Here is a 19,253-nt window from a genome sequence, read left to right on the forward strand (position 1 = left end):
GGATTATTCAACTTTCGGTAAGCGCAGGCGAGCCAGTAAATTGCGTTCAAAGGCTTGCCAGTCCGCTGTACTGGACTGGTTTTCTATCCCGTTTTCGGTGGATGCAATAATTTCCAGCCGGTTATCGCCGAAGCCGTCATGGCTATGATAATTCAACTGGGTTGGCGTAAAGTTAATGGCAATCCAGCCTTGTTCGGTATGCATTACGCCTTTAATACGCAGCCAATTGCAGGCGGTTAACAGACAATCAATTAAGGCTTGCTGCTCAAATTGCCACGCCGCCGGAAAGCACCAGCCTGCCACCGCATGACCTAACGCCTGCTCTATATAATGAAACGGTGGCTCCAGCGCATTGGAATCTGCTTGCTGCTGCGTTAATTCAACTGACTGTGGGCCAACCTTACTTTGGCTAATATTAAGCGGATTTAGCAGAGGCTGCCGTTGTATCGGTTTAACAGCAGGCAATTGTTGAATTATTTTAAAATCCAGCCTGCCCTGATCCACTCGATAAACCTGCTGCTCAAACTTGGGATACTGTGCAATAAGTTGCTGTATGGCCTGTTCATGCGCTGCCTGAATCTCCTCTGCATGTGAAACCAGCAGAATATCCGATACTTCCAGCTGGCTGATCAGCGTACTGTGCTGCCGATAGCGCTGGGCCAGCAACATGGTGGCACTGATCACACACACCACGGCCTGCAACTGTAAACTGGTTTGCCAGTGGCTTTGGCTGAGCTGGTCGATCAGTTGATCAGCATGGGCCAAACCGGTCGGTTCGATAAACAGGCGATCTGGTTTGGCTTGCTGTAACAAGCGAGACAGCGCCACCTGCATGGGCAACTGGCTGGTACAACACAGGCAACCGCCAATCACCTCCTTGATGGCAATGCCATCCTGCTGGCGAATCAACGCCTGATCCACACCTATTTTGCCAAGCTCATTAATCAGCACCGCCCAGGTTTCACCCACTGGTTTTTGTGCCAGCAAGCCATTAAGCAGCGTGGTTTTTCCTGCGCCTAAAAACCCGGTAATGATATGGGTAGGCACGGCCTGAATCAGTGGCTTCAGCATGCATTGAACCGTTCGTTAAAGTATATTGTTATAATATAACATTAAAATCAATCCAGTGAATGCTGTTCAATCTACCGATCAATCCGGTTTGCAGCGTTTAGACATGCCACAACGCAGCGTTGCAAAAACGTATCTTGTTGGGTGATTTAATATCCGCATAATAGACTTATCGCAACGATAAATATTCAGGAGAAAAACAGCATGAACAACTATATTCATAAAAGCGAAAACCGTGGTCATATCAAAGCAGGCTGGCTGGACACCAAACACAGCTTTTCATTTGGTAGCTGGCAAGACCCGCGTTACATGGGTGTGTCTGCATTGCGGGTGATTAATGAAGACATTATTGCTGCCAATCAGGGCTTTGGCCGTCACGGGCATGACAACATGGAAATCCTGACTTATGTGTTGTCTGGCAAACTGAGCCATCAGGACAGTATGGGCAATATTGAGCATATTCCTGCCGGCGAATGGCAACTGATGAGCGCCGGTACTGGCGTGCAGCACAGTGAAATGAATACCACTGACCAGCCAGTGCATTTACTGCAAATCTGGCTGTATCCCAATGTGCAAAATGCTGAGCCAACTTACCAGCAGGTGAGTCTTGACCCACGTGACCAGCCAAACCAGTGGCATCACATTGTATCGCCCACACAGGATACACCGCTGTTCATCCGGCAGGATGCAGTGATTTCAGCCGCTTACCTGCATGAAGGTAAAAATTTGTCGCTGGAACCACAAAAAGCGCTCAATTACCTGCATGTGATTGAAGGCAAGATTCGGGTAAATGATGAGGTGGTACAAACCGGAGACGCGATTGTGTTTGAAGGCAATGCTGAAATTATTGCCGATACTGATGCACATTTGCTGTGGTTTGATTTGCCAGCCAAGGCTTAATCCACGAGCTAAAATCCCTGCCCTATTTGGCAGGGATTTTATAATTCATCTTAACTGCAATCCCAGTTATAAAGCACCTTTGAAAAATCCCTGTTTTTTAAATCTTCCGGGCGGATAAAAAAGTTAGCCACACCTACATCGCCCCACATGATATCCACATCGCTTGAGTAATCACTATCCATTTGAAATAGCAATATATAATCCTGAATATCCTGATCATATTCGCGCGGATCAGCCTGTGTAAAAAATGGATAGCCACCTAGCTTGTGGCCTGTACTGCCAAACTGTTCATTATAAATTTCATAAAACTGGTCATTTTCATCACCGCTATAAGGTTCACGCAGCATCCAGCGCGAAAACGAGAAGTCGCTCAGAGAAACAGGTGCCTGTTTCAGCACGGCATGTAAAGCATATTGTCCGGTTATTGGGGTTAAACGATCTGGTATCTGGGGTAGAAAGCCAAAATCGGTCAGAAGCTGACTTTCATCACGAATTACTTCTTCAAAATACACGACCCGGAAACTATCCTGCTTGAATGGCTGGTCAAAATCAGCGCCATACAGGTCATCATCAGCGGCAATATAAAACTGCAATATGCCTTGATCCGGAAAATTTTCTAGCGTTGGTAACTCGGCAAAATTAAATTGCGCCAGTAACACCAGCGGGCTGCCTTCATCATCCACAGGATACGGCTGGTCTAAGGGTGAATAAGGCAAGCCACCAAACTTGCTTTGCCATAAATCAAGCTGTGCAGCGGGTTTGGCTTCAATGGCAAGATAAGACTTTAAGCTGCTTTGAATGCCTTGTTCCAGCGGTTTTAATATTTCTGGTAGGTTTGATAAATCAATGTGCTGCATCATGGCTTTCCTATAGTTTTTTTGAGTTATAAAGGATTGTAGTTTACAGGGCAACTTAGTTTGGTCATGCATTGACGCGTGGCCTATCCATAATTTTAATTAGTGTGCTCAATATGAATCACGTCACACCACATCACAATCAAAGCAATTATTTGAAACGCTTATTAAGGCTGACTGTAGCAAGTCTTTTGTTCTGGCTAGTGGTTTATATGCTATGGGAATTTATCGTGTTACTTATGACTGGTTTATCGTATGTTCCTGTATCTTCACTCGATAGTTCGCCATTTATATTAGCAACTTTTTTTGCATTAATTGTTTTTATATCTGGCTTACCTTGTCAACTGATGTGGCTGTTTTTAACCGCATGGGATGATCCAGTAAATACTGATGGAAATACAGTATATGTGCTCATAGCGTCCTTTATAAATGGCTTATGTTTTTCTATTTATGAGCTGGCTCGATCTAATTCCGCACCTATTTCAATAGCGATAGTGGTTACCTTATTAAGTGTTGTTTGCAGCCTGTTTGGTAGTTATTTTATCCTGATAATCTATCAAAAATTATATGGCAATCGTTAATAAACAATCCCGCCATATCGACGGGATTTTTATTAACCACTCACCTTTGATCAATTACTACGGATCAAATAATCAAAGGCACTGAGCGCGGCTTTAGCGCCATCACCGGTGGCAATAATGATTTGCTTGTACGGTGTGGTGGTGGCATCACCGGCTGCAAACACGCCGGGAACAGAAGTTTCACCACGGGCATCCACCACAATTTCACCCCGTGGCGACAACTCCACACCACTGTCTTTGAGCCAGTCAGTGTTGGGCAGCAAGCCAATTTGCACAAAAATGCCTTCCAGCTCAATGGTATTCAGTGAGTCCCCAATTCGGTCTTTATACACCAGACCCGTAACTTTTTGACCATCACCCAGCACTTCAGTGGTTTGTGCACTGGTAATCACGCGCACGTTTGGCAGGCTGGCGAGTTTCTTTTGCAACACGGCATCAGCACGCAACTTGCTGTCAAACTCCAGCAAAGTCACTTCCTTCACAATACCGGCCAGATCAATCGCGGCTTCCACACCAGAGTTTCCACCGCCAATGACTGCCACGCGCTTGCCCTTAAACAGCGGGCCATCACAATGCGGGCAAAAGGCCACGCCTTTGGTTTTGTACTGTTCCTCGCCCGGCACATTCATTTCACGCCAGCGCGCACCAGTGGACAAAATCACGGTTCGGCTTTTTAAGGTTGCCCCGTTTTCCAGTTCAATTTCAATCAAGTCATCCAGATCACCGGTTTTAAGCGCCTTGGCTCGTTGCAGGTTCATGATGTCCACGTCATAGGCACGCACGTGTTGTTCCATGGCAGCAGCCAGTTTTGGCCCGTCAGTTTCTGCTACAGAAATAAAGTTTTCAATCGCCAGCGTATCCAGTACCTGTCCGCCAAAGCGTTCGGCCAGCACACCAGTGTTAATGCCCTTACGAGCCGCATACACCGCAGCAGCTGCACCGGCTGGGCCACCACCCACCACCAGCACGTCAAACACGTCTTTGGCATTCAGTTTTTCAGCATCGCGCGCGCCACTATTGGCATCCAACTTGGTGACAATTTCTTCCAGCGTCATACGGCCTTGGCCAAACTGTTCGCCGTCCCTAAACACCATCGGCACGGCCAGAATCTGACGCTGCTCGACTTCCTGCTGGAAGAACGCACCATCAATCATGGTGGCCTGTGTGCCGGGATTATAAATGGCAATCAGGTTCAGCGCCTGTACCACATCAGGACAGTTATGGCAGCTTAAGGACACAAATACTTCGAGGTTACTGCTCAGGTTTAGACTTTTAATCTGATTCAGTAATTCATCCGAAATCTTGGGCGCATAACCACTGACCTGCAACAGCGCCAGAATTAATGAGGTAAATTCATGACCCATCGGCAAGCCGGCAAAATGTACGCGTGGCTGCTCACCGGTTTTTGCAATGCCAAAGCTGGGAAGACGGCTATTGGTACCATCAAAACGTGCAGTCACCTGATCCGACAAACTGGCAACCTGCGTTACAAAGTCACGGATCTTGCCAGCTTTGTCCGAATCATCCAGCGACGCCACAATCTCAATCGGGGATTCCAGACGCTGCAAGTAAGTGGCCAGTTGGTCTTTAATGGCTTGTTCTAACATCGTTCAATCTCCAAAGTTCCAGTCATTGTTCAATAGGTCTATCTTAGGCTAGCTTTTATGATTGGTAAAACAGAATAATTTTATAAAATTAATCGAATTTTTAGATTAATTAGCCTTGACGCGACGTTTACCTTAAAAAATTGTCCGCGTTGACCAAGGCCAATTTTAAAAATAAAAATCCGCGCTAACTTGATCAAGCCAGCGCGGATTCCTGTTTAAATCTATAGTGCTGATGGATTAATAATTTTTAGCAATCCATCAAGCCAGCTTAGATTTTACCCACCAGATCAATGGAAGGTGCCAGTGTTTCGTCACCTTCTTTCCACTTGGCTGGGCAAACTTCACCTGGATGCGCATGCACATACTGGGCAGCTTTTACCTTGCGCAGCAGTTCCTGGGCATCGCGGCCAATGCCACCAGCAGTGATTTCAACAATCTGGATTTTGCCGTCTGGGTCAACCACAAATGTACCACGGTCAGCCAGGCCATCAGTTTCAATCAGCACGTCAAAGTTACGTGCCAGTGTCCACGTAGGGTCGCCAATCATGGGGTATTGCAGCTTGCCAATGACGTCAGAGGTATCGTGCCAAGCCTTGTGGGTAAAGTGGGTGTCAGTAGAAACAGAGTAAATTTCTACGCCCAGCTTCTTGAATTCTTCGTAGTTGTCGGCCAAATCACCCAGTTCAGTTGGGCATACAAAGGTAAAGTCAGCAGGGTAGAAAAATACAACAGACCATTTGCCTTTCAGGTCTGCTTCAGACACATCAACAAAGTTACCGTTGTGATAAGCGGTTGCTTTAAATGGTTTTACTTCGGTATTAATTAAGCTCATTAATCGTGCTCCCTAAGTTTCAATGTTGGGTAAGAGTGGATGCAGGGCTAAGATTAAGCCCAGTTTTATAATTGTTCAAACAGTAATTATTTTTTGAATTAATCGTTTTTTCCGATTATTATTGAGTTTTTTAAACGTCCTTCTTCTATGGTTAAGCTTAATTGCTTGAAAGAAAAGCTATTTTTAATAGGATCAGTCTTTTACAAGGCTAAAACAACCTGAAATCCGCCCAAATGGTTGAAATAAATTACATTTCTTTTAAAAAAGATACAAACTGAAATAAACCATAATGCCTGCCAAGCACAGCATGGGTAAGTGGCGATAAACATACAGTAAATATTGCCCCAATTGGCTGGTTGCCAGTGTCAGGCCAGTGTGCAGGGTTTTTAGTGCGCCATAGAAGGCCAACACAAAAGCCACCGTGGCAAAGCTCAGCGCATAAAAGTACACCACAATCTGGTCAGCCATGTGAAACTGCTGGATAAACTGATATCCCAGATTGATCAGTGGCAGCAACAGTAACGTTAGCAAGGAATTTTTTAATACCTGCCAGTGTAGTTGGTACACCTGATGATTGAGCCAGAAATATTTCATGCCTGCTTTTCCTGAATAATGCAGCTTTTGTTCTGGGACTATTATTCCGTATGTGGTGCAGCAAACCTATTATTTTGCGTCAGTTTTTGGCTTTTATTTTGTGACTATCATGGCTAAGAAACTGGGTACTTACAAGAATTCAGGCAGTCTTAAAAACAAGAATGATTCCGGCTTTCAATTTCATTTTGATCACTCAAAAAGCTGCTTGAGTTAAGCAGCTTTTTGAGTAAGACCAGCAAATTATTAAAACCGCTGGTTAAGCTTATTTTTCAAAATACAGGTCAGCATCGTTACCTTCGCCGCCTTCCTTGCCATCAGCGCCAAAGGAATACAGGTCATACGGACGGCCCTCGGAACCCGGTGCTACATATTGCAGGTCATTGTCCCAGCTGTCTTTGGGAGCGCCACCTTTTAAGTAACCCCCTGCCATCCAGTTTTTGGCCCCGGCAGGCTGATTAATCAGTGCGTCCAGTCCTTCCTGTGTGGTGGGGTACTTATTGTTGTCCAGCTTGTACTGATCCAGCGCACTGGCAACATTAGCCAGTGTAATCTTGCTGGTATCCACTTTGGCTTTTTCACCACGGCCCATCACGTTAGGCACAATCAGCGCAGCCAGAATACCCAGAATTACCACCACAACCATGACTTCAATTAAGGTAAAACCTTGCTGGGCACCACGTTGCATGGCACGACGGCCGTTATTTATCGATTTTTTCATTACTCTGTTTTTCCAAAATACAAGGGTTCCAAAATATGCTTGTTCCAAAATACAGTACGTTGCGTCTGCCCGATTGTAGCCTAAATTCCAGCGGATACCATGACCCGCCGTGTGATGCATACAATCTTTAACAGCATCAAACCAGATTATTCATATTTACAATTGGCAGCATAACGGCCATGACAATGGTGAGCACAATGCCGGCCATAAAAATGAGCATGAGCGGCTCCAGCAAGGCCAGCAATGTGCTAATCAGGGTCGTCACTTCACGATCCTGCATATTGGCTGCCCGCGCCAGCATACTGTCCAGCTCGCCAGAAGCCTCGCCGCTACGGATCATTTGTACCATCATGGGGGGGAAATAGCCGCTACGTTCCAGCTGGGTGGCCAGCGCGCCGCCTTCAGTCACTTTAACTGCTGCCTGTTGTACCGCATCGCGGATCAGCCAGTTGCTTGATACCGCAGCCCCAATGTGCAGGGCTTCTACCAGTGGCACGCCCGACTGGGTAAGGATTGACAGGGTACTGGCAAAGCGGGCGGAATTAATGCCTTTGCTTAATTTGGCAAATAACGGCAAGCGCAAGGTCAGGCGATCCAGCGCATAGCGGCCGGGTTCGGTACGCACAAAACGTATCAGCACCACCACAAACGCAATGGTTCCCACCAGCAAAAATGGCCAGGCCGCACGGATAAAATCACTCATGGCCATCAGCGCGCGGGTAATAAACGGTAACGCCTGCTTGGTATTGGCAAACACCTTGACAATATCCGGCACCACATAGGTCATCAGCCCCATCACAATGGCAAACGACATCAACATCAGCAGTACCGGATAAATCATGGCACCCTGAATTTTCTTTTGCATGGCAAAGCGGTTTTCGGTGTAGTCCGCCAACTGGTTTAAGATCAAATCCAGATGGCCTGATTTTTCACCCGCTGCAATGGTGGCAATATACAGTGGCGGAAACTTGCCGGCCTGCCGGAAACCCTGTGCCAGTGAATGCCCTTCCATCACCTTGGCCCGCACAGACAACAGCAGGCTTTGCACATGGCGTTTTTCAGTTTGCCGTGCCACGGAGCGCAAGGTTTCTTCCAGTGGAATGCCAGCCGCAATCAATACGCTGAGCTGACGGGTCACCAGTGCCAGATCATAGGCGCTTAGGCCCTTTTGAAAAAAACGCTTGCCGCCTTCGCTGGTCTTGCTTTCTTCAAGCGGCTCCACCAGTACCGGCATCCAGCTTTTATCACGCAGCTGCTGGCGAATCTGGCGGGCAGAATCACCTTCCAGCACACCTTTATGTTGCTTCCCTATACTGTCTACAGCAGTAAACTGATATGCAGGCATTTGCGGTTATTGCTCAAATCTATCCAGAATGATGTGATGGATTATGGTGGCTTTATAGGCAAATAGAAAGACATTGCCTGCCATAAAATTATTTTTCTTAAAAGGTAGCTTTTCCTTGTGATTCGGCTGGTTGGGCAGACCTTATTGGCAGGTTACCAGCACCGCATCAGCAAATACCGATCAGAGCACCACTGAATCATCCTGCCCTATCTGCATAACCTGCCATCCATTAAGCGAGAAAACTGCTTTTCCCGCTATGGCAATTCAGCATAAAATGCCCTGAACTGGAGTAGCTTAATGACATCACTTGGACAGCAGGTTTTTACCCAAAACAGTGCTGAAGGCAATGCGCAGGACAGGGACAAAAATCCGGAAAATCATGGTGAAAGCCTGCAAAAACAGCCTGATTTAATGGGGCACATTGCCGCTCCCTTGCCAGCGCCAACTGCTATGCCGGTAGTGATTCAAGTAGCGCTGCCCGTCCCGTTATTTGATATATTTGATTATTTAGTACCCGATCACTTGCTAGGGCAGTGGCCGTTTGCCGTGGGCTGCCGTGTGTGTGTCCCGTTTGGCAAGCGCGAACTGGTGGGTATTTATCTGGGGCAAGCCACTGGCAGCGACATTCAGCTTAGCAAGCTAAAAAGTATTCACACCGTGCTGGATGATGAGTCCCTATTGCCGGATTCCAGCCTAAAACTGTTGCACTGGGCAGCGGCCTATTATCACTATCCAATTGGCGAAGTCATTAGCTGTGCCCTGCCCACCCTGTTGCGGCAGGGCCGTCCGTATAATTTGCTGGCACAATACTGGCGTCTAACCGCAACGGCCGAACGCGAAAGCCTCAAACGTGCGCCCAAACAACTGCAAGCCTTTGACCTGCTAAAATTGCATGATGAACACGGCGCGCCTGAAAGTGCGCTATTACTCATGGGTGCCAGTAAAAAACAGCTACAGCTACTGGAAGAAAAAGGACTGGCGGAATGCTTCTTGCAAAAAACCCAGCATCAGCCGCATCCGGTGAAGCTGGCCGAACTGCCGCTGATTCCCAATACCGAGCAGCAGCATGCAATTGATAGTATCAAGCAGCATCTGGGCAGTTTTAAAGGGATTTTACTGGATGGCCTCACGGGGAGTGGCAAAACCGAAGTGTACCTGCAAGCCATGCAGCCCGTGCTGGAAGCGGGTCAGCAAGTGCTGGTGCTGGTGCCGGAAATTGGCCTGACCCCGCAAACGCTGGATCGCTTCCGCTCACGGTTTCAATGCGAGATTGTGGCCATGCATTCCAACCTGACTGATGTGGCGCGCTTGCAGGCCTGGCAAGCGGCACAAACCGGCCGCGCACAAATTGTCATTGGAACACGCTCGGCGGTGTTTACACCCATGCCCAAGCTGGGGCTGATTATTATTGATGAAGAACATGACGTGTCCTTTAAGCAGCAGGATACCTTTCGCTATCATGCGCGTGATGTCGCGCTGTGCCGTGGCCATCGTGAACACTGTCCAGTGGTACTAGGCTCGGCCACGCCCTGTCTGGAAAGCCTGCATCTGGTTTCCGAGGGCAAGCTGTTATCACTGAAACTGACCCAGCGTGCCGGTAATGCTGCCTTGGCCAAAATCCAGCTGATTGACCTGAAAAACCAGCCACGTGAGCATGGCCTAGCCCGCGATTTAATCGATGCCATCAAGCAGCGCCTGAAAAAACAGGAACAGGTGCTGATCTTTTTAAACCGGCGCGGCTATGCGCCAATCCTGCTATGTCCGCAATGTGCATGGCAAGCAGACTGCCCGCGCTGTGATGCGCACCTGACCGTACACCGCCAGCCCGCCGAACACCTGCATTGTCATCATTGCAATTATCAAAGCCGGTTGCCGACGGCCTGTCCGTCCTGTCAGTTTGGTGGTTTGACCCCCACCGGCATGGGCACCGCACGGCTGGAAGAAGGCTTAAATGAATTATTCCCCGACACCGACGTGCTACGGGTAGACCGCGACAGTACCAGCCGGGTGGGTAGCTGGGAACGCATTTATGAACGCGCGCATCAGGAAAAAGCGGCTATTTTGCTGGGCACGCAAATGCTAGCCAAGGGCCATCACTTTCCGCATGTGACGCTGGTGGCCATTCTGGATGTGGACGGCGGGTTTTTAAATGTGGATTTCCGTGCGCCGGAACGCACCGCACAGCTGATTATGCAGGTAGCAGGCCGCGCAGGCCGGGGCCAAAAAGCCGGGCTGGTGCTGATTCAAACCTTCAAGCCGGAAAACCCGCTACTGCAAATTTTAATCCAGCAGGGCTATGCTGCCTTTGCAAAAACCTGTCTGGCCGAGCGCAAAGCCATGTTGCTGCCGCCTTATCGCTATTGCGCGCTAATCCGGGCCGAAACGCCACAAGCGGAAAAATCGCTGCAATTCCTGCAACATATTTTGAGCTTGCTGTATGCCCAGCCAGATGCCAAACAACTGGAAAATTTGCCCCTTGAAATTTGGGGACCCGTCCCTGCACCCATGGAACGGCGGGCTGGTGTATTTCGTGCCCATGCGCTGATTTTTTGCAAGGATCGCCGCCTGCTGCATAGCCTGCTGGGTCACTGGTGGCTACAGGTGTACAAACTGCCTGAACGGCGTGGCGTGCGCTGTAGCATTGACATTGATGCGCAAGAGTTAAGCTAGGATTTGCTCAGCGCAGTTAAACCAGCTCACAGTAAATCCCTGCAAAATTTTGCGACTGCTTTCATATTTTTACCGCAACGTTGCCGCTAAACTGCTATAAAAGATTTTTTAGTTGTTTTGACGACAATGCCGCTGTTACTGCAAATAACAATTTTTCTGGGCGCTGCCCTGCTGCTGGTTCCACTGGGCAAACGCCTTGGGCTGGCCACCGTGCTGGGCTACCTGTTTACCGGCATCCTGCTGGGGCCGTATGTCTTTAAAGTGGAGCGTGACCCCGAATCCATCATGCATCTGGCCGAATATGGCGTCATCATGCTGATGTTTTTAATTGGCCTTGAATTACGGCCACAGCGCCTGTGGGAACTGCGCCGTTCCATTTTTGTGATGGGTGGCCTGCAAGTAGGCATTACCGCCATTTTGCTGCTGTCCCTGATCTGGCTGTTTCTGGATTTAAGTTTTTATGCCAGTCTGGTAATTGGCTTTGGCCTGGCCTTGTCATCAACGGCATTTGTACTGCAACTATTGGCTGAAAAACAGCAACTGGTCAGCACGCATGGCCGGCAGGCGTTTGCCATTTTGCTGTTTCAGGATATGGCAGTCATTCCACTGCTGGCCCTGCTGCCGCTGATGAGTGGCATTAGTGATACCCATCATGGCATTGCCCATTTTGCGGCCATTGTGGCAGCTTTTTCCGGCCTGTTCCTGTTTAGCCGTTATGTGATGCGGCCGTTTTTCCGCTTTATTACCAAAAGCAATGCCGCCGAGCTGCTAACCGCCATGGCCCTGTTTATTATCCTGTCGGTCGTACAACTGATGAACCTGCTGGACATCAGCACCACACTGGGCGCATTTTTAACCGGAGTACTGCTGGCTGACTCTGAATACCGGCATGAGCTGGAAGCCAGTATCCAGCCATTTAAGGGCTTGCTACTGGGCCTGTTTTTTATGACGGTCGGCATGACCGTCCAGCTGGATCTACTGCGTGAAATGCCCTGGCTGATTATTGGTGGCGCACTGGGCTTAATGGCGCTCAAGTTTTTGACTCTGGCCATTATTGCCCATTTGAATGGCTATCGCTGGTCGACCAGTATCCGGCTGGGCATTGCACTGGCGCAGGGCGGCGAATTTGCCTTTGTGTTGTTTGCCAGTGCCAGCCAGTATCAAATACTGGAGCGCAATATTGTTGAACCCTTGACCTTAATTGTCACCTTGTCGATGATGCTCACCCCGCTGGCCTTTTTTGTGCTGGAACGCTGGGGCGAACCCATTTTTAAAAAGCGCCATGTGTCACCCAAATACGACCAGATCCCTGACAATGAACATACCGTGATCATTGCCGGTTTTGGCCGGATTGGACAAATTGTGGGCCGCTTGCTGCGCATGCACAACATTGAATTTACCGCCATTGATAAAAATATCAACCAGGTGGATTTTGTGCGCAAGTTTGGTAATGCAGTTTATTACGGTGACCCCAAAAATCCGGAAATCCTGCGTGCAGCCGGCATTGCCCATGCGCGCCTGCTGGTGCTGTCCATGGATGAAGTGGAAGACTGTACGCAAGTGGCCAAGTACATTAAACGTACTTACCCGCACATCAAGATTCTGGTGCGTGCCCGTGACCGCCAGCATGTTTACCGCTTGCGTGAAGCCGGTGTAGAACACATCTGGCGCGAAACTTATTTGTCCGCACTGGGCATGTCCTATGAGGCGCTGGTGAGTCTGGGCATTGAAAGTAAAAAAGCCTTTGATGGCATTGAACTGTTCCGCGAGCACGATGAAAGCCTGTTACGGCGCCAGCAAACCATTTACAAGGATGAGCAGCAACTCATTGAAAGTAGCCGGGCCGCCATGGTAGAGCTGGAAAGCCTGTTTGACAGCGATATGCGCACAGCACGTAAAATGGACATTGAAAGCGGGGATGTCAATATTAAGCATGGCTTGAATGACCAGCACTAGTAACCTGCATTAGCAGTTTTCATTAGCAATATCGGTCACAAAACGGTCAGGCTTGTGCTAAGGCCCCCTTGATTTCCATCTGCCGCAACTCCATTTAACACTGCATGTGGAGAGAATTGATATGACCGACATTCGTCAGCGTTTTTTTATTGAACATAGTCCTGTGCGTGGAGAAGTGGTGCATCTGGCAGAAACCCTGCAAACCATCCTCAAGCAGCGTGACTATCCCAAGGCCATTGAGCTATTGCTTGGCGAATTGCTGGCTGGCAGTGCCTTGCTGGCCAGTACCCTAAAAATCAAGGGACGCTTAAGCCTGCAAATTCAGGGTAGCGGCTCACTCAAGTGGGCCATGGCCGAATGCAATCATTTGGGCGAACTGCGGGCGCTGGCAGAGTGGAACGATGATCCGGTGCTGATGCAGGCCGACAATGGCGATGTGGCGCTGGGTACGCTAAAAGATGGCGTATTGTTCATTAATATTGAACCAGAACATGGCGAGCGCTATCAGGGCATTGTGCCGCTGGAAGCCACCAGTCTGGCCGGGTGCCTGACCCAGTATTATGACCTGTCTGCGCAGATTCCAACCCGGCTGGCACTGGCCTGTGACGGGGAACGGGCTGGTGGCTTGCTGATTCAGTTGCTACCCCGCAATGATGAAGAACAAACGCTGATGGATGAAGACTTGTGGCCACGCCTGACCCTGCTGACCAATACCCTAAAAGCCGATGAGCTGATTTACCTGCCTGCACAAGAAATTTTGTATCGCCTGTACAATGAGGAAGAAGTCCGGTTGCCAGAGCATGAAAATCTAAGCTTTGGCTGTACCTGCTCACATGAGCGCTGTGAACAGGCATTGCGTCAGGTGGGGCAGGAAACCGTACAGGAACTGCTGAACGAGCAAAATGAAATCAAGATGGATTGCCAGTTTTGCAATGCCCAGTACCGTTTTGGCCCGGAAGAAGCCCTTGGATTATTTGGCATGCATGTCAGTTAAGGGTTTAAATTGGGCCAGATATAAAAAAAGCTCAGGTCATTCTGAGCTTTTTTATGTTGATGATTTAACTGGGCAATTTATTGGGCAGGCTGTGTACTGGTGGCTTTACCATTAATGCTGGGCTGACCATTGGTCAAGGCAAAGGTGGCCTGATAGCCAGTTGCCGTTTTGGTAAAATAACCCTGCTCCAGCATACCCTGCATCAGCATTTGCACGGTTTGTCCTGCCTCTGCCGGGCTAATCGGCTGCCCTTTCAAACGGCTGATCTGTTCAAAAATCCCGCTTAGCAGCTGGTCAGACACCTGTACCTTGCCATTGGCCATGATTTTTTTCAGGATTTGCTCAGGGGATTGCTGGGCGGCTGCCGGTAAGGGCTGCATCACAATTAACGCATTGGCCTGTGCTGTGCCCTGAAACAGGTTGAGATCAGCCTGACTTAGATTTACCTGAAAGCCTTCCTTGAGGACTGGTTCAAGTGCCTTTAACATGTCCTGACGCGACGGGTTGCACTGGCGTTGCAGGCGGTTAAACGCCACATAACTTTGCTGGGCGGCCTGTGCTGGAATATGGCCAAGCGTAAGGTTGGCTTTAAAATTACCAATGTCCTGCTGGCCCAGCAGAATTTTATCAACCTTATAACTGGCCTCAGCGGACAGCATGTCCTTGTTTACCTGATTCTTACTGCTGAGCTTGACATCACGCAAGCCCCATTGCTGCTGTGCCAGACTGGCCTGCATGCTGTCCAGTGATAGTGTGGTCGTGCCCAGGGGCAACAACGAATTGCCGGATTTTTGCTCACCCTGATAGCGCATGTCATCAAAGGCTATGCTGCCGCTATTGGAGGCCAGATTGTTAACCAGCAACTTGGGTGCCCTGAGGTCGAACTTGATTTTATTGCTGGTGGTCAGCTTAAGGCTGCCCTGCATCCCCTGCCAGTTCACCTGAACAGTTTTACCCTGCCACTGCGCTGCCGGGCTTTGCAGGCGGGTATTAATACTGCCCAGCAGATTAACCCGAGTATGAACGGTCAAGGGTTCCTGCCCCTTAAACACCTCACGTATTTTGGTTTCCACGCTATCAGGCCAGATAATATGGCTGTCAATGCTGGCCCAGCCCAGTGATGGAATAAAGCCATGCTGGATTTCATCATAACCCGTAAGCACCATGCTGTTATCAGGCTGACATGGATCAAGGGTCAGGCTGATTTCCCAGTTGGCCCGGCTTTTTAAGAAACCCTGCTTAAATGAAGTGAGTTTAATGGCCACTGGACTTAAAGTGGTGGCATTAAATTTATGAATATTTTTTTGATAATACGTTTCCATCTGCTGGCTGCTATACCAGGTGGAGCCTGCCCAGCCTGCACCCAGTACCACCAGCACTGTACCCGCCACCGCGCCTGTTTTATTCATCGTTGCGATATATCCGTGATTAATCCTTTATTTATGGGCAAATCATACCAAGCTTTGGCCTAAAAGCTGTAGTCGTGGGGGTCTTCATGTGAATTATTTTTTCGCATGACTCTAGACAACCTCTGTGTTCTTAACCATTTGTCCAATTAGCTGACAGAATGTTTGGGCAGGTTGTGGTCAATCAGGCTCACCAGATACTGTGCGGCCATACCCAGAGCATGCTGGCGTGACCAGACCCAATCCACACACAGCGGAAAACTGTTGGTCAGGTTTTGTATTTCAAGAATGCAAAGCTGCTGGGCTTCTACATAAGGTGCCACAAAACTGCGCGGCAAAATCGACCAGCCTAGTCCAGTCAGGGTTAAATTCAGGGCAGCAATGTGGCTGTCAGTGCGCCAGTACACATGTGACCACAACAAACGCGGGGCGCTATGCGGCTGCTCCCGGCTGGCCACCACAAGTTGCCGGGCACTCATCAGCTGATCCAGATGAATTGCCCCTTCCTGCTGTAACAAGGCATGGCTGGGTGCAGCAACTGCCACCAGTTCCTCCCTGAACACCTCACAAAAACTTTCACGGCCATCAAACTCGCTGCGCTCATACAACAAGGCCAGTTGAACCCGGCCTTCATGCAGCATTTGCATGGCATCCTCATGCGGCGCGGTCATGATTTCAATTTCCAGTTGCGGAAAACGGGCAGCGACTGGCGCAATATAATCGACCCAGTGCATGGACAAGAGTTCAGGTTCAATGGCAAGGCTTAGCTTGCTTTCCAGTCCCTGCGACAATGCAAGGGCCTGTGCTTCCCATTGCTGCATCTGCTGTACCAGAAAAACTGCCTGTGTTGCCAGTGACAGGGCTTGTGGCGTCGGTACAGGTTCCCGCCCGGTACGGTCAAACAGGTTCAGGTTAAGCTCTGCTTCCAGATTGGCAATTGCCATGCTCACTGCCGATGGTGCACGGTTTAAATGACGGGCTGCAGCAGAGAATGAACCTTTTTGCATGGCGGTTAAAAATACCGTTAATAGCTCTTTACTGACATTCACAATCTTAACCTTTCAATTTTTCTGAAAGTTAATCACTTTTTCTATCAAAAAACACCATTTAAAATAGTGTTTATAGTTTAACGACGAGACCATCATGCAAGGTACCAAGCGGCGAGTCATTCAGGCCATCAGCTATGAAGTCATTTTACTCAGCCTGTTTATTCCTATTGTTGCACTGATTTTCAAACAGCCCCTAATGCATAGTGCTGCGCTAGGCATTAGCCTTACCGTACTGGCATTACTGTGGAATATTATTTTTAATTATGGCTTTGAAAAATGGGAAGCCCGGAAAGGCTGGCATAGCCGTGGCCTTAAGCAGCGCCTGCTGCATGCCTTGGGCTTTGATGGCGGCCTGCTGGTATTGGGTGTGCCTGTTATTGCCTATTTTTTAAATACCAGCCTGATAGAAGCCATTATTGCAGATATTGGATTCACCAGTATTATCATGGTCTACACATTTATATTTCAGTGGGCTTTTGACCGTTGGTTTGGCGAACCCGATCGAAAGTTTGCCAAACCAAGTGCAGACAACAAGTCTACTTAGCGTTATGGCGCTATACCCGTACCAATAGCGATATGCTGGGAACCAAGCCGCTTTTGCTGCTCCAGTTGCTGAATATGCCGAATAAGCTGATGATCCATAGCAGGCAAAACTTGTCGCAAAAACCGGCTGTATGTCACAGCTTCCTCAATAGACAACACGCCTGCCTTGACCAGTTGCTGTTGCTGGCTCAATAAGGCACTTACCTCACGAAAATCAGGCTGCTGACCCTGGCTTAACCCAGTATTGATACGTTCAAAATCCCTATATAACTGGTCACGTTGCTGAATAAACACTGGGTTGCTGGCTGGCTGCCCTGCAACATCTGGCGCTGTGGTTACAGCTTGCGCAGAATTAAGCACTGATGGGCGAACTAAGGTGGCGTCCTGAGAGACATTGCGCTGGCCGCTGTGATCTGGTGTTGCCAAAAAATCTCCTGAATGCAGTGGCACGACCTGCGAGCTGCTATTTGTTGGCCGAGCTGATGCCAATGGGCCAGTGCCTGAGGTAAGCACCATAGTGAACACGCCCGTCAGCAACAATGCTACTCCAGCCAGAGAAAGTTTTTTACGATGCAGCATATAAGCAATCCTGCTGATGCATAAGCCGTTTATTCAAACAGGCATATGCCGCATTAGCCTGTTTGAATAACCCGTTTTATTTACATTAGTGGGTTGACCAACCTGCCGGTGCATAGCCAATCCGTACCCGTTGCGGGTGATTCCCTACCGGTACGCTCAATACCTTGTTGCCACTTTCAAAGTCGATCACGGTTACCACATCACTTTCACTTTCAGAAATCACACAACGCTTGCCATCCGGGCTTTGCGTTGCCCAGTAAGGTTTACCTGCTGCAATGAGCTTGCCTGCGGTTAGCGTTTTGCGATCAACAATAGTGGCATAGTCATCCATGGTGCCTGCCACGCACAGCTTCTCACCATTGCCACTTATGGATAAGCCATGGTGGCGCGAGTCATTCACCCACTTGCTACGGTCAGATGGAATGGTACTGCTACCAGGCAACTGCCCAATACGCGTTACCTTGTCCTGAGTCAGGTCATACTCCACCAGCCCATTAAAAAATGAAACCTGCGCATACAGCTTGCTTTCATCCGGGCTAAACACCACCGGCCTGACCGCATTAGACAAATCCTTGCGGCCAGCGGCATCCAGCGCCGGACGAAGATCAATTTTTTTGATGATTTGATAGGTATTGGCATCAGCAATAGTAATAAAGCGCTTACCCTTGGTAAAATCCTGCCACGCGGCATCCAGTGGCGTTTCTACATTGCCAATCGCGGAATTAAGAATCTTGCGGCCACCATTGAAGAAAATATTTTCGTGCGGCTTGTCCCCAGTGGCAAAACGCCCTAATTCCTTACCGGTATTAATATCCAGAACCTGTACTACATTGCCCGAAGAGGCCGATACAGCCACCCGCTTGCCATCAGGTGACACCGCCATATGGTCAGCACGGAAACCTTCAACGGAAGTGCGCCAGTTAATCTGGCCAGTCGTAATATTAATAGACACAACATCGGCAAAACTGGGGCGTGAGGCCACTACAGACTGGCCATCGGGGGTGGAATACATATCATCCACCAACTGATCATTGCCCTCACCGGCCGTATTACGAATATATTGATAGGCAATCAGCTTGATAGGATTTAAGTAAATTTCCCGCAAGCGCGCGGCCCGATCCGGCGCCATATTAATGACACCAATTTTTGCATAATCCTGAGCCGAGCGAATAACGGTCACTGTGCCATCCCAGTTATTCCCCACAAAAAACACTTGCTGGCTATTAGGTGGTGCAGGAAGCACAGCGCTGGCTGCCAAAGTTGACTGACTGCCTAACAGGGCCATCGTCATCGCAGCACCCAGGACTGATAGATTTAATTTTAAATGTGAAAGATTGTATTTCATATAATTTTTCCAGTTTCAGCTCCATGAAAACCGCACTGGAAATTAGCATTAGACTATTTTTTAAGCAATATCAGCTTGTCGGTGCGTCTGCATTGCTTACAAAAGACAACACTGAAAAAATATACGGTAACAGGATTTGTGACAGAAATGGCTTTAAGGCTTTAACAACCAAAAGGATATGATATAAATTTAAAAAATAAACCAGCACAAGT

17 protein-coding genes are annotated in these 19,253 nt (G+C 48.7%); 6 read left to right on the top strand and 11 right to left on the bottom strand.

From position 1 onward, the window contains the following. Nucleotides 1-3 precede the first annotated feature (3 nt). Complete coding sequence (locus BKE30_RS11110) at nt 4-1,071, bottom strand: CobW family GTP-binding protein (RefSeq protein ID WP_076878663.1); 1,068 nt, start codon at nt 1,069-1,071, stop codon at nt 4-6. Between the two features lie 201 nt (nt 1,072-1,272). Between BKE30_RS11110 and BKE30_RS11115 the strand changes: the two genes are divergently transcribed. Then, the gene (locus tag BKE30_RS11115) at nt 1,273-1,968 is read left to right on the top strand and encodes a pirin family protein (RefSeq protein WP_076878664.1); all 696 of its coding nucleotides are present in this window, start codon (nt 1,273-1,275) and stop codon (nt 1,966-1,968) included. 50 nt (nt 1,969-2,018) lie between these two features. Here the strand turns inward: BKE30_RS11115 and BKE30_RS11120 are convergent, their stop codons facing one another. Continuing rightward, entirely contained in the window at nt 2,019-2,828 is an 810-nt protein-coding gene (locus tag BKE30_RS11120) for a YwqG family protein (protein ID WP_227518394.1), read from the bottom strand. Nucleotides 2,829-2,938: 110 nt separating this feature from the next. Here BKE30_RS11120 and BKE30_RS15865 point away from each other — a divergent pair, with 110 nt between their 5' ends. Then, on the top strand, nt 2,939-3,403 hold the full coding sequence (locus BKE30_RS15865) for a hypothetical protein (RefSeq protein WP_143253713.1): 465 nt from the start codon (nt 2,939-2,941) through the stop codon (nt 3,401-3,403). A 50-nt stretch (nt 3,404-3,453) separates the two neighbouring features. Here the strand turns inward: BKE30_RS15865 and ahpF are convergent, their stop codons facing one another. The 5 genes from ahpF to gspF form a co-directional block, all read right to left on the bottom strand. Then, nucleotides 3,454-5,010 carry an alkyl hydroperoxide reductase subunit F gene (gene ahpF, locus BKE30_RS11125; protein ID WP_076878666.1) on the bottom strand — a complete coding sequence of 519 codons (1,557 nt, stop codon included), beginning with the start codon at nt 5,008-5,010 and terminating at the stop codon, nt 3,454-3,456. 268 nt (nt 5,011-5,278) lie between these two features. Then, on the bottom strand, nt 5,279-5,842 hold the full coding sequence (gene ahpC, locus BKE30_RS11130; RefSeq protein ID WP_026471538.1) for an alkyl hydroperoxide reductase subunit C: 564 nt from the start codon (nt 5,840-5,842) through the stop codon (nt 5,279-5,281). Nucleotides 5,843-6,100: 258 nt separating this feature from the next. Further along, nucleotides 6,101-6,436, bottom strand: coding sequence for a hypothetical protein (locus BKE30_RS11135; protein ID WP_076878667.1), 336 nt, complete (start codon nt 6,434-6,436; stop codon nt 6,101-6,103). A 262-nt stretch (nt 6,437-6,698) separates the two neighbouring features. Continuing rightward, nucleotides 6,699-7,154 (bottom strand): type II secretion system major pseudopilin GspG, encoded by a 456-nt coding sequence (gene gspG / locus BKE30_RS11140; protein ID WP_076878668.1) that lies wholly within the window; start codon nt 7,152-7,154, stop codon nt 6,699-6,701. Between the two features lie 136 nt (nt 7,155-7,290). Beyond that, the gene (gene gspF, locus BKE30_RS11145; protein WP_076878669.1) at nt 7,291-8,499 is read right to left on the bottom strand and encodes a type II secretion system inner membrane protein GspF; all 1,209 of its coding nucleotides are present in this window, start codon (nt 8,497-8,499) and stop codon (nt 7,291-7,293) included. Between the two features lie 411 nt (nt 8,500-8,910). Here gspF and BKE30_RS11150 point away from each other — a divergent pair, with 411 nt between their 5' ends. The 3 genes from BKE30_RS11150 to hslO all read left to right on the top strand — a co-directional run bounded on the left by BKE30_RS11150 (nt 8,911) and on the right by hslO (nt 14,119). Next, the gene (locus BKE30_RS11150) at nt 8,911-11,169 is read left to right on the top strand and encodes a primosomal protein N' (protein WP_076878758.1); all 2,259 of its coding nucleotides are present in this window, start codon (nt 8,911-8,913) and stop codon (nt 11,167-11,169) included. 126 nt (nt 11,170-11,295) lie between these two features. Then, nucleotides 11,296-13,125, top strand: coding sequence for a monovalent cation:proton antiporter-2 (CPA2) family protein (locus BKE30_RS11155; protein ID WP_076878670.1), 1,830 nt, complete (start codon nt 11,296-11,298; stop codon nt 13,123-13,125). 121 nt (nt 13,126-13,246) lie between these two features. Next, on the top strand, nt 13,247-14,119 hold the full coding sequence (hslO, locus tag BKE30_RS11160) for an Hsp33 family molecular chaperone HslO (protein WP_076878671.1): 873 nt from the start codon (nt 13,247-13,249) through the stop codon (nt 14,117-14,119). A gap of 77 nt (nt 14,120-14,196) precedes the next feature. Here the strand turns inward: hslO and BKE30_RS11165 are convergent, their stop codons facing one another. After that, nucleotides 14,197-15,528, bottom strand: a complete 1,332-nt coding sequence (locus BKE30_RS11165; RefSeq protein WP_076878672.1) for a YdgA family protein — start codon at nt 15,526-15,528, stop codon at nt 14,197-14,199. A 146-nt stretch (nt 15,529-15,674) separates the two neighbouring features. Beyond that, entirely contained in the window at nt 15,675-16,574 is a 900-nt protein-coding gene (locus tag BKE30_RS11170; protein ID WP_143253714.1) for a LysR family transcriptional regulator, read from the bottom strand. Between the two features lie 94 nt (nt 16,575-16,668). Between BKE30_RS11170 and BKE30_RS11175 the strand changes: the two genes are divergently transcribed. After that, complete coding sequence (locus BKE30_RS11175) at nt 16,669-17,118, top strand: PACE efflux transporter (protein WP_076878673.1); 450 nt, start codon at nt 16,669-16,671, stop codon at nt 17,116-17,118. A gap of 2 nt (nt 17,119-17,120) precedes the next feature. On the opposite strand, the gene BKE30_RS11180 is transcribed toward BKE30_RS11175, so the two are convergent. Together BKE30_RS11180 and BKE30_RS11185 are read right to left on the bottom strand one after the other, a co-directional pair. Then, nucleotides 17,121-17,696 carry a hypothetical protein gene (locus tag BKE30_RS11180; protein ID WP_076878674.1) on the bottom strand — a complete coding sequence of 192 codons (576 nt, stop codon included), beginning with the start codon at nt 17,694-17,696 and terminating at the stop codon, nt 17,121-17,123. 85 nt (nt 17,697-17,781) lie between these two features. After that, the gene (locus BKE30_RS11185; RefSeq protein ID WP_076878760.1) at nt 17,782-18,987 is read right to left on the bottom strand and encodes a YncE family protein; all 1,206 of its coding nucleotides are present in this window, start codon (nt 18,985-18,987) and stop codon (nt 17,782-17,784) included. Nucleotides 18,988-19,253 lie beyond the last annotated feature (266 nt).

Source organism: Alkanindiges hydrocarboniclasticus (genome assembly GCF_001982605.1).
Lineage (GTDB): Bacteria > Pseudomonadota > Gammaproteobacteria > Pseudomonadales > Moraxellaceae > Alkanindiges > Alkanindiges hydrocarboniclasticus.